Here is a 15,911-nt window from a genome sequence, read left to right as displayed (position 1 = left end):
GCCCCTCACAGCAACAGGTTGCCCCGCTCCTCCTCGGTCAATTGCGCCTTGGCCCGCTCATCCAGCGCCCCTGCGCCCAACACCTGCACCGGGCTCTGGCGGTTGTACTGCGGGTTGAGGCTCGCCCCGTCCTGCCCCGGCACCAGCCGCTCGCCACCGAAGCCCAGCACCTGCACGGTGATCACCGATGGCTGGCGCTGGCGCGACGCGGCCTGTTGCTGGCGGCCCGCCTCCTCGGCAGCCTGGCTCGCCGACGACGCCGCGGCGCTGGCCGAAGCGATCGCCCCGGTATTCACCGAGGCCACCACCGGCATGCCCTTGGCATCGCCCTGCACCTGGATGTTGGCAGCGTTGACCACCTGCAGCGCGGCGATGTTGACGTTGCCCGACACGCGGATCCCCGCCTCGCCGGCATCGATGGTGCCCAACGGCGCGATCAGGTCGATATCCCCCGGCGCCACCTCGGCGATCGGGTTGAGCGTGGCAATACCGGCACCGGTGCTCGGCACGCTCGGCGCCAGGCCGACGTTGCCCCACAGGTCGTAAGTGCGCTTGGGCGGCGTGTACACCACGGTGGTCTTCGAGCCGCGACCGGCGTTGATGTCGCCCTGGGCCGACCAGCCGAGAATCGAGCCGCCGAAGGTGGTCATGATCCGGCTCTGGCCGAGCAGGATGCTGCCCTGGGAGTACAGCTGGATGTCGCCGCTGCCCTGGGTGATCACCCCGGCGGTGGACGGCGGCGCTTCGCCCTCGATGCCGAATACCTGCTGGCCACCCGGGGTCAGCACCTGGATGCCGCCGCCGAAATCGGTGTGGATGCCCGCGCCGCCGTAGAAGGTGGCGCTGCCGTCGTAGCGGATCGGATTGCCGGCCACGTCCTTGTCCGGGAACAGCGTGGCGATCGCCTGGCGACCGCGCAGGTAGCTGCCGGTACGCGGGCCGTTGACGTCGTTGTACTCGCGCCCGCCTTCGCGCAGCTCGCTGAAGTAGACCTGGCGGGCAAAGATGCGCTGCTGCTCGGCGGGCAAGGCGGCGAAATAGGCACGGCTTGCGGCGTTATCGCCGATGAAGCCGAAGCGTTCGCGCAGCCAGGCCTGCAGCTCCTGGTCGTAGACCTTGAACGGCTGGTCCGTCGGGGTCTGCTCCGTGCCCAGGTAACGCTCGAGCAGGCGGGTATAGTCCGGCCCGGTCTTGCCGGCGCCGACAACGATGGCGATGGCAGCGCCGTCGTTACCGCCACCGCTGCCATCGACCCGACCGACACTGTTGATCGCCGCCTCCTGATAAGCCGAGCCCACGCCCTGACCGGACTGGAACAGGTTGCCCCCGGCGATCACCTCCAGCTGACCGGGGCCAGCGACATTGAAGGTACTCAAGCGAATGTCGCGGCCGGCGCTGATCAGCGAGACATCCAACGCGTCACCATGGATGACAAGGTTGCCCGAAGAATGGATGTTGCCCTGATCCCCCGCCACCATGGCCGTCGCCCCGAAACGTTCAGTCCCCAGCGCCTTGCCGGCATAGACGATATCGCGCCCGGCCATCACCCGCACCGGCCCAGCGCCCTGGTACAGCTTGAGCCCGGTCCGCTGGTATTCAATGATCTCGCCGGTGTTCAAGCCGAGGATGTCCCCCGTCAAGGCGTAGAAACGCGCAGGCGCCTGCGGTCGCTGTCCGGCCCTGTAGGTGTTCAGCCCATAGGTGAACAACGGCGCCGTATCCAGGCTGGCGGCAACGTCCCCGCTCAGGTTGCCGGCCCGGTACACGAACGAGAAGTCCTGGCCCAACATGGCTGGTCGCTGCGGCGTGGCGATGGCTGACGTGTCGGTGCCGGTCTGGCTGATCACATAGCCACCGGCATAGATCGAATCACCCGCGATCAGTTGCAGGGCGCTGCGCGCGGACGGGGCGGTCATCAGCGAGTACACCGATGTCGCGACGCCCCGCTCACTGGCCGAACTGCCGTAGTACAGGCTGCCATTGGCCGCCGACACACGCAGCGCCGTCGGGTAAAACAGCCGCCCACCGTAGAGCGGCAGGTTGCGCCCTGGCCGGGCGTCGTCGATGTTGACCGGCGTGATATTGCCGCCCAAGGCCAGCAGGTCCACGGCGGTGGTCTCGCGCCACAGCGAGAACCAGCTGCTGCCCTGCCCGGCATAGCGCACACCGTTGCCGCCGACGAAGCCGGTCATGTTGAACTGCGGTACCCGGCCTGGGTCACCCACCCCCTGCACGACCAGGTCGCCCCGACTGTCCAGGCGCACGGCGGCATCGCCGGGCATGAGCGTCAGGCCACCCAGCGCCGCGGCCTTGGTCGAGGTATACGGGTCGTAGGCGCGCGACTCGCTACTGTCATTGAAGGCGAAGCTGCTGCCATACACCTGCCTGACCACCCCGACGCTGCCCGCCTGGACATTCAGGGCACCGCGCAGGTTGACCAGCGTACCGCCCAGGTCGGGGGTGACCCGCGCCATCTCCAGGGCCGCGGATGCCGGGTTGATGCCGCTGGCCACCCGCAGGTTCAGGTCGCCGCCGCCGGTCTGCACCAGGCGACCATCCTCGGCGATGCGGCCGCTGCCGCCGACCACCAGGTTCAAGCCCTGACTGCGCTCGGCCTCCACGCCCGCGCTGTTGCTGGCCTGCAGCAGGCCAGCCGAGCCACCCACGCCGACGTCCAGATTGCCACCGCCCAGGGTGCCGATGCCGGTGAAGCCCACCAGCCAAGGTTCGGCCACCGTGGCCTGGGGCTGCTGGGCGAAGGTACCGAAATTGACCCACCAGGCCGCCGGGGTATCGGCGCTGGGCTGTCCCTGGCGCCATAGCCAGTTGCCCACCGCGGCCGATGCCACTTGCGGCCTGGCGACGGCGCTGCCGGTCCTGGTCGCCACCAGGTTGCCCGTCAGGTCGCCTCCGGCGGCGATCCGCAGGTTGCCGCCCTGCTCCGGATACCAGGCGCGGTACAGGCTGGCAGTCAACGCTTCATAGGCCGTGCCGGCGCCGCCGAGCAGGCTGCCGTCGGCCAGCCGGCCACGGGCGACCTGGTAAGGATCGCTGCCGTCACGCAGCAACGACGGGGCCTGGGTGCCGGCGGTGTAGACGCCGAACAGCGAATCCATGCGCCAGTCACCGGCGCTGAGCAGGTCCAGATCGCCGGTTCCGGTACGCAGCACGCTGAACATCAAGGTCTGCGGCGTGACCTCGATACGCTCGGGCTCGGTGGGCACATCGATCTCCAGGCACCAGCCGGGGATGCTGCAGAATTCCATGTCGGCCTCGGCCACGGGGGTGCCGGGCTCCATGCCGAAGGTGTTGTCCGGCCCCCAGACCCAGATCTTCTTGCCGCCCAGCACCTTGTCCATGCACCAGCCGTCGATCTCGCACATCACCAGGTCTTCCGGCGCCACCGGGGTGCCCGGCTCCATGCCGAAAGTGTTGTCGGGGCCCCAGACCTTGATGACCTTGACCGCAGGCTCGCACCAGCCTTCGTTCTCGCACATCACCAGGTCCTCCGGTGCCACGGGGGTGCCCGGCTCCATGCCGAAGGTGTTGCGCTCCCCCCAGACCAGGCCGGTCCCCGAACCCTCGCCCCCCGTGCGTTTCTGTTGCGCAATGTAGTGCAGGTCGGCCAGGCGCAGCACGCCGGCATCGGTGTCGGGACGCGTGATGCGACTGTCGGCGGCTTCCAGGTCGGCGCCGGCCACCAGGCGCATCGACCAGGATTGCGAACCTTGCGGCAGCATCTGCGCCAGCGCCCAGTTGCGCCCCTGCTGGCCATTGCTTGCGGGGCGCAGCTCGATCAGATCTACGCCTGCGGCGAGCTTGACATCGGTGCCCGCCGGCAGCCGCGAGCCCACGGCCAGGGTGAGCGCGCTGCCTTGGGTCAGGCCGCCACTGGGCAGGGCAATGCCCTTGCTCCAGATACCGCCCTGCACGGCCACGCTGACTGGCAGGCGGCTGCCGGCGTCCAGGCGCGTGCCCGAACCCAGGGTGAGCGCCTCGCGCAGCAGCGTGCCAGCGGCGTACAACAGGTTGCCGCCAGCGTCGCGTACCGCGGCCTCGAGTACCGTGCCCGCGGGCAGGGTCAGCGGCGCCGACAAGCTCATGGCGCTGGGCAGGCGCAGGTTGGCCGGCAAGGTGGTGGCGGCGAACGGCAGGTCGAAATTGAGCAGGCTGCCTTCGGGGAACAGCGTGCCCTCGGCCAGCTCGACACCGCTGCGCGGGATCACCAGGTCGCTGTCGAAGGGCTGTTTACCAGGCACAAGCAACCAGCCCTTGCCGTCCGTGCGTGTGTCGTCGGTGGCCAGGTCCACCGGCATGAAGCCATCGCTGATGCTGCCATACACCTCCAGGTTGCCGCCGGCGCGCAGCACCAGGTTGCCCACCTCGCCCGAGCCGTGAACGGCAGTCCTTGGCGTCAACGGGTTGAGGCTGGCGTAGCGATGGCCGGACAGGTCCAGGTCGCCCTGCACCACCAGGTCGGTGCCGGCATCGACCGTGGCGATCTCCACGCCCGGTCGCAGGTGCAGGGCCTGGGCGTAGCGGGCGTTGTTCAGCCCGGCCAGGCGCACATCGAGCAGGTCGCGGTTGCGCAGCAGGTTGTCGATGAACAGCACACTCAGGTCGTGCTTGCGGGTCAAGTAGTCCTGGTCGATGAGCTGGATCGGCCGGCCACTGGCCGAGGTGCCGCCCGGCGCCGCGTCGGTGTAGCGCTGGTTGCCGATCACGGCGATGGAGCGCGCGCCGAGAATGTCCACCGGACCACGCACGTCGATGGCGATGTCGCCCGCCGTATCGCTGCCCAGGCGCGGGGCGATCAGCTCCAGGGTGCCCCGTGGCCGACCATCGCCCTGCCCGGAAGCAGTGCCGTGACGCAGGTCGATGCGCGCGCCGCTGGCCAGGGTCAACTGGCCCTGGCCGCTGTTGAGCTCGACCACGGCACGGTTCGGTGCATCGATGATCGCGCCGTAGCTGTCGACCCGCAGCACACTGCCGTGGGCGTCGAGCAACGCCCCGGCGCCGAGGGTCAGGCCACGTCCGGCGGCCAGGCGGATGCTGCCGACCTGCTCGCCGCTGGCATCGACATGGCCCTCGACCCTGAGCTGGCCATGATCCAGCGACACGTTGATCTGCCGTGCCTTGAGCTCGTCGCCGATCACCAGGTCGCCCTGCTTGATCTGGAAGCTGCGCGCGCCGAACACCTGGTCCCGGTTCAGGCGCTGGTTCAATCCGGTAAAGTCGTCCAGGTGCCGGGCACGGATATCGACTGCCCCGCCCGCGTAGGGGACCAGAGTGCCGGCGGCATCATACTGGCCGCTGGCCGCACCAAGAATCCGGCCGAGCAACTCGATGCCCCCGCCCTGCTCACCCAGGGCGATGGCGCTCAGGCGACCGGCGCGGTTGTTGCGGGCGCTGAGGTCGATCAGCGCGCCGGCGGCCTGGTGAATGTTGCCGAACTGGCTGCCGAGCACCAGCTCGCCGCCCCAGCTGTACTGGGTCACATCATTGAAGGTCAGGGTGCGCCCGGCCAGGTCCACCCGCGCGGCGTCGCCCAGACGCAGGTCGTCCACGGCCTGCAAGGTCAGGCGGCCGCTGGGCAGGCTGAAGGTGCCATCGACCAGAAGTTGTCGCGCCTTGAGACTCAACTCGGCCCCCAACGCCTCACGACCGCTGGCCAGCGTACCCGCACCGCCCTGCACACGCAGGGTGCCACCGGCCTCGATGCGGTTGAGCGAACCGGCGGTGCCGGTCCACAACGGCGTGTCCACCAGCAGGTCGCCACCGCTGTAGGCAAAGCCGCCGCCGGCCTGGTAGTCGCCACGGCGGTGATGAATCAGCAGGCTGCCTTTGTGGTTGGCCGTCACCTGGTGGCTGGCGTGCAGTTCCACGCGGCTGAAGCCCAGGATCTGGCGCGCCATCTCGACGCTGCCGTCGGGCTGGCTGTTGGCGCCATAGCCGAATTCCAGGTCTTTGACGCGGATGGCCAACACGCCATCGCCACTGCCGGCCCCACCCGCGATCGGCGCCCCTGCGGTGTTGCGGGCACTGCTCCAGATCAGACGCTCGGTGCGGATGGTCGCCTGGTCGCCGGCCAGACCACTGCCATGGATGGCCGGCACCCCGAGGACCAGGGCCTGCAGGCGGTTCTTGCCGGTTACCGGGTCGTAGGTGTCGAGCGCCGTGGTGCCGAAGAAGTTCAGCGAATCAGACGCCGCCAGCGTCAGGGTCTCCAGCGCCGGTACGCCATCGGCCGGGCTGCCCTGCAGCAGGCGGTCGAGCACCTGCTGGTTGAGGGTCAGGCCCTGACCCAGGACCCCGTTGGCCAGGGCCTGGGCCAGGGCCTCGGCGCTGCCGACGTTGATGCGCCCGACCGACAGGCCCAGGTGGCGGGTGCCGAAGGCCACGCCATCACCGAGACTGAAGGTCTTGTCGGTAGCGGCGAACAACGAGCCTTCCGAGTACAGCCGGGTGGTGCCCTGGCAACCGCCGGCACTGCAGCCGCCAATGACAATCGAGCCCGGTGCCCCGCTGGTGGTTAGCGGCGAGGACACCACTTCCAGTCGGCCATTGGACACCGCCAGCAAGGCGCGGCCATTGCTGTTGATGAAGTAGCCGTCATCGGCGCCGAAGGGCACCGCGCCACGGCCAAGGGTAACGATACCGGCCCCCTGCTCGACGACGATGCCACCGCGCGGATCGTTGGTGGTCAGGAACACCTCGCCGACCCGCAGCTCGGCGCCCGAACGCACCCAGATATCGCTGGTGCCTTCAAGGAAGGTCATCTGGTTGCCGCCTTGGCCGTAGAGCACATTGGCGCGGCCGCCCAAGGTCAGCCGGGGCGCCTGCAGGGCATTGAGCTCGCGGGCCGACAGCACCGCGATGTTCTCGCCATTGGCCTGGCCGGCGCCACCATCGGCCACCACTTCAAGGCCACGGGCGCCGAACACCGCCGCGCTGCCGGCATGACCGCCTTCGGCGGCGGCGAAGTTCACCCGACCGGCGACACGCAAGGTACTGGCGGCCTCGTTGTTGCCCTGCACCCGCAGGTTCAGCCACTTGCCATCGGCCTCGATCGCCGCGCGCGGCACGCCTTTGGCCACGGCATCGGCACGGGCGAAGGCGGCGTAGGAGGTTTCGTTGTACTGCGAATAGCGCCGCAGCACGTCGCCCGAGGTCACGATCACCTGGCTCGACAGCGGCTGGCGGATACCGGTGTTGGCCACCGACAGGCTGCCCGTGGTAGTCCAGGAGCCGTTGCGCATCGCCAGGCTGGCAGCGCTGCCCCCGGCCATGGCCAGGCCATTGAGCTCGACCCGGAACGCCCCCGGCAGCAGCGCAAAGCTGGCCGGCAGCAAGGTGTAGGTGCCCGCCGCCAGGCCAGGAACGCTGCCATCCAGGGTGATCTGCTGGCCGATCCCCGGCGCCGTCACGCCGGCCTCGCCGGTCACCGGTGCATAAGGGCCGGTGAAGCTCGGCACAATGGCGTAGACCGGGTTGCTGCCCAGCGTGGGCAGGACCAGGCGGCCCTCGCCATCGAGTTGCATCAGCGGATGGTAGCGGGCGTCGGTGGAGCCGCCACGCCCGGAGACGAAGCCGGCGCCGGTCAGCGTGCCGCCTCCGGACAGATCGATCAGCGCGTCCTGGCGGATGTCGATGGACTTGCCGTTGAGCGATACCCCATACAGGCTGTCGCCCGCCGCGCCCAGCAGCTTCACCGCCTGGCCACCGAACAGGTAGCTCAGGCCATCCACCGTCCCGCCGTAGGGCATGACCAGCCCTGCCGCGCTGACCGAGGTGATGCTGCCCGGCAGCAGGGTGACGGACTTGGTGCCCCCCGTTTCCTGCCCCAGCGACAGCCCGCCCAGGGGCGCTCGCAGCACACCGCCCTGCTCGACCTTGCCGGCGACCAACGCCAGCCGACCGAACACCGAGAACGGCTGGTCGGGCGTGCCTTGCCCAGCCCTGCCGATGCGCAAGGTGGCGTCGCTGCCCGTCTCGATCTGGCCGAAGGCGCCGGTGGTCGGGTAGATCTGCGCAGCGAGCAGTTCCAGGTCGGCATTGCTGCGCAGCAAGGTCCTGTCGGTGCCTTCGCCAACCTTGCCCAGTACCCGCAGGTCGCCTTGACTGCGCAGGCTGCCAAGGGCAAAACCACGGCGGTCGAAGTCCAGTACGCCACCGGCGGCCAGCGCCAGGCTGCCATGGGCGCCGAGGGTCACGGCGTCACGCAGGTCCAGCAGGTGGGCGTCGACCTGCAACAGCGCCGCGCTGCCTTGCGTCGACAGCCCGCCCTTGAGGGTCGGCCGGGTCGCCTGGTCGGCGCTGCGATGGTTGCTGCCGGCAAGCCGCACATAGGGCGCTTGCAGGTGGACGCGGGCGTCGCCGGCGCTCCCTTGGGCCAGCACCAGCGAGCCGGTGTACAGCTGCAGGCTGCGGGCCATGCGCAGGTCGAGGTCGCCGTCGAACGCCACCACGCCGTCGCTGAGCAGCGAGAGGCTGTCGAAGCCCCCTGCGTTGATCCTGGCGACGTCTAGCCTTCCCTGGCCATAGCGCAGCGTGCCGTCCTCGACGTTGGCCGCGCCCTGGGCAAGGACCAGCTCGCGGGGGGCCTTGACTGCGTCGACCAGGCTACCGTTGAGGTAGAGACCACTATCCAGCGCCACCTCCAGGCTGCCGCCTGCGGCGCCAAGGCCACCGGAGGCGGCGCTGAAGCTGCCGTTCAGGCGTAGCCCGTGGCTCGATGCCAGGCTGATGCGCCCACCGTTGCTGGCCATGGCCAGCGGCCCCTGGCCACGGATATCCAGCGTGGCCTGAGCACCATCGGCGCGCAGGCGAGCGCCCTCGGCCATGTCCAGGAACAGGTAGGCGCCGTTGCTGGTGCCCTGGTCATGGTCGATCTGCCCGCCGATGACGATGCTGCCGCCAGCGTCAACCCGCCCATAACGGCGACCTTGCGCATCCAGGGCGGTGACCGCCCGCCCGGACACATCGATCAGGGCCTGGTCACCCAGGCGGATCGAGCGCTGGTGCGCCCCTTCCGTCACGCCGGAGTCCATGGTCGGCAACCATTGCTGCAGCAAGCTGACACTGCCGCCCCAGGCATTGAGGGTACCGTTCAGGTTCAACTGCGCGGTGCTGGTCAGGCTGATGGACTGCAAGGGGTCGACGCTGATCGTCGCGCCGCGCCCGACCTCGAGCACCGCCGCTTCACGGCTCGCCTGGTCGAAGCGGCTATCACCCGCCGCCAGGGCCAGGCTCGCGCCGGCACGCGGCTCCAGCTTGCCAGCCACCGCGTTCTGCGCCAACAGCGGCGCCAACACGATCAGCGCCGGATCGCCGAGCGGCCGGCTGGCGTCGAGCTGCTCCACCGGCCGGGTGACGTCGATACGGCTGCCGGCGGCCACACTCAGGCCATGGTTGCCGGTGATGGCGTAATGCGCGAAACCACGGTTGAAGAAATCCTCGGCCAGGTGCACGCCGGTCTCGCCCTGCGCGCTGCCCCCCACGCTCACCCGCTCGGCGGCCACGGTCAGGGTGCCTGCGCCACTGCTGCCGTAACCGCGCAGTTCGCCGTCGAGGCGCATCCGGCCGGTCCCGGCGCTGTTCAACGCGCTGCTCTGCAAGGTCAGGTTGCCGCCACTGCCACCGAGCAGGCGGTTGGCTTCGCGGCGTACCACGCCGCCGGACACGTCCAGCACGCTGCCGCTGTCCAGCAACACATCACCGCTGCTGCGCAGGCTCAGGCTGCCACCGTTGCGCCAGGCGCGCTCACCTGGGTCAGTGCCCTCGCTGCGCAGACCGCTGACATCCAGGCGCACCCCGGCGGCCACGCCGACCTGCGCGCGCAGCCCTGCCGGGGTGGCCAGCGCCTGGTCCTGCAAGCTGGCGAGAACACGCTGGCGGAGCACATCGCCCAGGACCATCTGCCCGCCCCTGGCGGTAAGGTCGGCATTGACCTGGACCTGCGGGGCATAGAGGGTCAGGCTGCCGCCATCGGCCAGGCGCACGGCATCATCGACCTCGATGCGACGCTGGGCGGCAACGCTCAAACCACCTAGTTCCAATCCGTTGAGCCAGTCGCTGTCGAGTGCCAGCTGGCCACGGCGCCGCTCGTCCAAAGGTGCCTGCAGGCCGACGTCGGCGCTCTGCCCCCCGGTGCCCTGGCGTATCAGCACCTGCTGCATGACCGGGGTCAGGCTGAAGCCCAGCTCCTTGGCGTCGCTGAGGTAGCCGGGCACCTGTTGGCCGATCACCAGTTGCGCGCCCTGCGCCCGGGCGGTGTGCACCTGGCGATAGCCGTCGCGCCCGCGTATCGGCGCCTGCACCTGGCGCTCGTCCTGCCAGGTCTGGCCGATCAGCTGGCCGTCGAGCAGCGCGCTCTGGGTCGCCACCACCAGGCTGCCGGCGTCGCGCCCCACGGTATAACCCTGCTCGTAACGCTGGCCGGGGGCAATCAGCGGATTGTAGAAGGTGTGGGTCTGGTCCCAGCGCGCGCTGTGCGCCTCGTAGCCGTTGTACAGGCCGGTGTAGAGCAGGTCGCCCGGGGCCTTCGACAGTTCGTAAAGGCGACCGTCCTCACCGCGCAGCCAGCTTTGGCGGATGTAGCCGTCCTGCACCGCCAGGGTGCCGCCGGACAGGTTGATCTCGGCGCCAGCGCGGGTCACCAGGTCCTGGCCGGTGAAGGTCACCGTGCCGCCCTGGGCCATCCACTCGCCGACGCTGTGGTTGCGCGTGCCCAGGTAACCGCCCACCTCGAGCAGGCCACCGGCGGTGTACCAGCGCTCGCTGGCATAGCCGTTGATGCCTTTCTCGACATGCACCAGCTCACGCACGTCCACCCACACATCGCGGTTGATCAGGCCGCCCTTGTCACGGTTGCCGGCCGCATCGCGCTGTTCGTTGCCCTGCACATTGATCTTGATGACATTGCTTTCCATCGCCACCTTGACCCCGAGGGCCCCGGCCACGTCGATGCGCGCGCCATCATCCACCAGGCTGCGCAGCCCGGCGCTTACGGCCACCTGGCCGCCGGTGGCCAGGGTCAGGGCGCCTTCCTGGAAATGCACGGTGCCGCCGCTGACCACCTCCACCCGCGACTGCTCGGGGCGGTCGATGATCTTGCTCAGGTTGTCGAAGCGGCCCGTGGCATTGTTGCCGCTGACCCCATCCACACTCTGCCGCGAGGCCTCGCGCTGGCTGTCCAGGGCCTGACTGTCGTCGAGCAGTACGGCAGTGACGCTGCCCTTGCCGAAACTCACCGTGCCGCTGGCGTCACTGGCCGAGTTGAGCAGGTGGATGCTGCCGCGCCGGTCCACCGCAGTGCTGGCCAGGGCCACGCCATCCTGGCGCACGGCATGGCCAGTCAGGGTGATATCACCGCCCGCCGTCTGGATCAGTCCGTTGTTGATCACGCTGCCGGCGCTGCTGCCGGGCTTCAGGCTGCTGGCGACCTCGTTGCCACGGGTGGTGGAGAAGGCGTTGGCCTGGGTGCCCCTGCCCCGACGGATGTAGAAGTCGTCACCGGCGGCAAGCGTTGCCTGGCCCTGGGGTGTGATGATCTGGCCTTCGTTGTTTACCTCGCTGCCCAGCAGCAGCACATAGCCGCCGCCCTCGGTGGAGGTGGCTGGGGCGCGGGTCTGCAGTTGCGCGCCCCGTTGCACCACGACCTTGCCGCCAGCCTGGGTGAAGGTGGCCTGGCTGCCGTTGCTGTCGACATACAGCCCACGCTCACGGAACTGCTCGTCGCTGACCTGCGCCGCCGCCGCCACCAGGTTGCGCACGTTGACCTGGCTGCTGCCGTTGAATACCACGCCATTGCGGTTGACCAGCATCACCATGCCCTGGGCCTCGATCTGGCCGTGGATCTGGCTCGGCCGGGCATTGGGGTCGTTGACCCGGTTGAGCACCGCCCACTGCGCCTGCTGGTCGAACTTGACCGTGGTGTCCCGGCCGACGTTGAAGGTCTCCCAGTTGAGGATCGCCTTGTCGGCGGTCTGTTCGATCAGCACCTGGGTCTTGCCGCCCACCTGGCTCTGCTGCGGCGCCTTGGCGTTCTGCCAACCCTTGGTCAACGGGTTCTCGTCGACCTTCAAGCCGCCCTCGCCCAGGCCGTTGGGCACGGTCTGCGGCTGCACCTGCGCCAGGGTGCGGCCGGCGGCCTGCGCCGCCTGCTGCGCGGCGATGGCGGCCACGGTGTTGTCGAGGTTGCCCAGGGAGCGCTGGAACCGTTGCTGCAGGCGCTGCTGCTGGGCCAGCGGTGGCGGCGCGCCGGGCAGCTGCACTTGGCCGCCTGCTGCGCCGCCACCGGCCGCGGGCGCGGCGCCCTTGGCCGCGAACCAGGCCGAGCTGAACGGCTGCGCGGCCTGGGCCGTGCCTGACAGCAACAGCAGCGCGATGGCCTGGGCCAGGGGCTTGAGCAGCATCGGCGCGTGGCCTGCAGGCTGGCGACGCCGGTGGGCGACGGTGGCTGGTAGGTCTGGCTGGTGCTGGCCGCGCGACATTGCAGGGTTCCTTGTGCAGGGTCATGGAAGGCAGGTCGGTGCGGCGGTGATGCCGCTTTGCCATAAGGCAGTCGGCCTGGGCGCGGACCGAAGCTTTGTCATGCAAAGTTCATCTGCCTGGGGTACGCGCACACGCGAAAACCGACGGTGCCGTGCCGGCCACCGTCGGTTGTCAGCCCGTTGCGGGCCTGGCGCTTCGCGTGACGCTTACAGACGGCCGATACCGTTGCAGACCGAAGCGTTGGCGATGTCGGTGCCTTCGTTGTAGCCGTTGTCCAGGAACACCTTCTTGATCTCGGCGGCGTAGGCGGCCGGCAGGCTGACGAAGGAGTGCTGGACGATGGTGGCGGCCTTGGCGCCGGTGTACAGGTCATTCAGGAAGCTGCGCACGGCAGTGGCGTCAGCCGCGGTCTGGTAGCACTGGCCGACCAGCAGGTTGGTGTAGCCAACGATCGGGTAGCCCGAAGTCGGTACCACGCCACCGGCGTTGAAGATCGGCACCCACTTGCTTGGGTCGGCGCGATCGGCGGCGGTGCTCGGGGCGACAGCGGTACCCAGGGCGGTGCGGGCGTTGGCGGCGGTTGGCAGCGGCGCGGTGCCGGCGGCCATGGCGTTCTTGCTGACACGGGCGACCACGGCGTTGTTGCCGGTGGCGACATAGTCAGGGCTGACGTAGCCGATGGTGCCATCGGTGGCGTTGACCGCGTTGACCACGTCGGCGCTGCCGGCGACGGCTTGCCAGGTGGCCGGTTCGCTACCGACGTTGGCAGTGGTGAAGGTGCTGCTGACCACGAAGGACGATGGGCAGGAGTCCGCCAGGAAGCGCGACAGCAGCTCGGTAGTGCCGCTGCTGCCGGAACGGTAGATCACCTTGATCGGGGTGGTGTCGGCGCTACCCAGCAGCTGGCCCCAGGTGGTGGTGGTGCCGGAGAACACGGCGCACAGCTGGGTACCGGTCAGTTGCAGGTTGGTCACGCCCGACTTCTTGTAAGGGATGGCGACAGAAGTGCCCACGGACGGGATCTGTACCAGTTTGCCCCAGGTGGCGGCCTTGTTGCTGTTGTAGGTCGACAGCTCGGAAGCGCTCAGCACCGAGTCGCTGCCGGCGAAGTCGACGTTGGTGCCGGCTGGCTGGTTGATCGAGGCCGCTGCGTTGGTCAGGAACGCCGTCTTGCCGCCACCGCTGCCGACACCGGTGTAGCTGAAGTCGGCCGGCAGCAGGCGCGGCAGGCTCGAGGTGCCGTTGTAGAGGTTTTCCGGCAGGGTGGCGCCGCCACCGACAACAGCAGCCATGGATTGGGCCGAAGCCAGGGTAGCAGCCACCAGGGAGGCGGCGATCACAGTACGCTTAAACATGAAGCAATCTCCTATCGTCGTGTTCATACGTTGAGTGGGTCGCGCATTGCCGTGGCCACAGGCCGTATACCCTGATCCAGAGGGGCTGAGGCCTGTCCACGGGCCAACATTCGCAGCTTGTGGTGACAGGCAAAGGAAAAAACATCGGGAGTTCGACGGGGAAAGACTCGGGTGTCGGAGGGCGCTTTTCGGGCTTGCAGCGGGCTGGCCATGAGCCGGCGCAGGCGGTACGGGAGGGGACGGTCCGGAGGATCGCGGATCAGGCACTCGGGAGTTTGGCCAAGGGGAGAAAAAACAGTGCGCCAGTGCCGGCCACTTCACAGTGGCCGGTTGGTCATTGCCGGGTCTTCAGGGCGCGGCCACCTCGCTGGGCGATGCCAGTTGCAGGAGCTCGCTGGTATAGGTCCACTCTTCCTGGACCTTGTCCGGATGCTCGTTCAGGCGGATGCCATAGGACGGGATGATCTGCTTGATCTTCGCCTGCCACTCAGGCGTGGCCACCTTGTCCTTGAACACCTTGTTCAGCAGATCGAGCATGATCGGCGGCGCGGTCGAGGCGCCCGGCGAGGCGCCGAGCAACCCGGCGATGCTGCCGTCCTTGGCGGTGACCACCTCGGTGCCCAGCTTCAGCACCCCGCCCAGGTTGTCGTCCTTCTTGATGATCTGCACCCGCTGCCCGGCCTGCCACAGGCGCCAGTCTTCCTTCTTCGCTTCAGGGAAGTAGGTCTGCAGGGCGGCGAAGCGGTCATCATCGGACTGCATCAACTGGCCGATCAGGTATTGCACCAGGTCGAACTCGCGCACCCCCACCCGCACCATCGGCCAGGTGTTGTGCAGCGACATGCTGGCGAACAGGTCGAGCAGCGAGCCCTCCTTGAGGAACTTGGTGGAGAAGGTGGCGAACGGCCCGAACAGGATCATGCGCTTGCCGTCGAGCACCCGAGTGTCCAGGTGCGGCACCGACATGGGCGGCGCGCCGGTGGCGGCGATGCCGTAGGCCTTGGCCATATGGCGCTGGGCGATGGCCGGGTTGTCGGTGACCAGGAACGAGCCGCCCACCGGGAAGCCGGCGTAGTCCTTGGCCTCGTCGATACCTGACTTCTGCAGCAGGTGCAGCGCGGCGCCGCCGGCACCGATGAACAGGAACTTGGCGTCGGTGGTCGCGGTGCCGCCGTCCTTGAGGTTCTTGTACTCGACGTGCCAGCTGCCGTCGTCGTTACGGGTGATGTCCTGCACCTCGCTGGACAGCTTGAGGTCGAAGTTCGGCCGGGTCTGCAGGTAGCCCACGTACTGGCGGGTGATCTCGCCGAAATTGACATCGGTGCCGATCGGCGTCCAGGTGACGGCGAGCTTCTGATTGGGGTCACGCCCTTGCATCATCAGCGGCACCCATTTGGCGATCTGCGCGTGGTCCTCGGAATACTGCATCGGCTTGAACAGCGGGCTGGCCTGCAACGCCTCGTAGCGCTTCTTGAGGAAGCGGATGTTGTCGTCGCCCCAGACGAAACTCATGTGCGGGGTGGTGTTGATGAACGAACGCGGGTTCTTCAGCACGCCCTGCTTGACCTGCCAGGCGAGGAACTGACGGGTGACCTGGAACGACTCGTTGATCTCCACCGCCTTGCTGATGTCGATCTTGCCGTCCTTCTCCGGCGTGTAGTTGAGTTCGGCCAGCGCCGAGTGGCCGGTGCCGGCGTTGTTCCAGCCGTTGGAGCTCTCCTCGGCCACCTTGTCCAGGCGCTCGACCATCTGCATCGACCAGCCCGGCTCCAGCTCGTTGAGCCACACCGCCAGGGTGGAACTCATGATGCCGCCGCCCACCAGCAGCACATCGACGCGCTTGCTGTCGGCGGCCTGGGCATGTAGCCCCAGGGCCAAGGTGAGGGCCGCCAATGCCCATCTGGGCGTTTTTTGGATGTTCATGTGCTCTCCCGTTTTGGTCATTCCGTGCGCCTGGAGGACAAGCTTAGCCGAGTGTTTTGCTCGGGCATGGTCGCAGTGTTTACTGGCCCCTTGCCCCGCGACAAGGCCAGTAGCGCGAGTTCGATAATCGCCCGTTTT

Annotated in this window: 3 protein-coding genes; all 3 read right to left on the bottom strand. The window is 68.5% G+C overall.

Annotation, left to right across the window (positions count from 1 at the left end):
- Window positions 1-5 precede the first annotated feature (5 nt).
- Window positions 6-12,494, bottom strand: coding sequence for a putative filamentous hemagglutinin family protein (locus tag ACODS9_RS20380; RefSeq protein WP_489094605.1), 12,489 nt, complete (start codon window positions 12,492-12,494; stop codon window positions 6-8).
- Between the two features lie 207 nt (window positions 12,495-12,701).
- Window positions 12,702-13,850 carry a substrate-binding domain-containing protein gene (locus ACODS9_RS20375; protein ID WP_401110603.1) on the bottom strand — a complete coding sequence of 383 codons (1,149 nt, stop codon included), beginning with the start codon at window positions 13,848-13,850 and terminating at the stop codon, window positions 12,702-12,704.
- A 348-nt stretch (window positions 13,851-14,198) separates the two neighbouring features.
- Window positions 14,199-15,773 (bottom strand): malate dehydrogenase (quinone), encoded by a 1,575-nt coding sequence (mqo, locus tag ACODS9_RS20370; RefSeq protein ID WP_489094604.1) that lies wholly within the window; start codon window positions 15,771-15,773, stop codon window positions 14,199-14,201.
- Window positions 15,774-15,911 lie beyond the last annotated feature (138 nt).

The organism is Pseudomonas sp. FG36 (assembly GCF_057809275.1).
The sequence above is the reverse complement of the archived record's forward strand: the minus strand, read 5'-3'. Positions and strand labels throughout refer to the sequence as shown.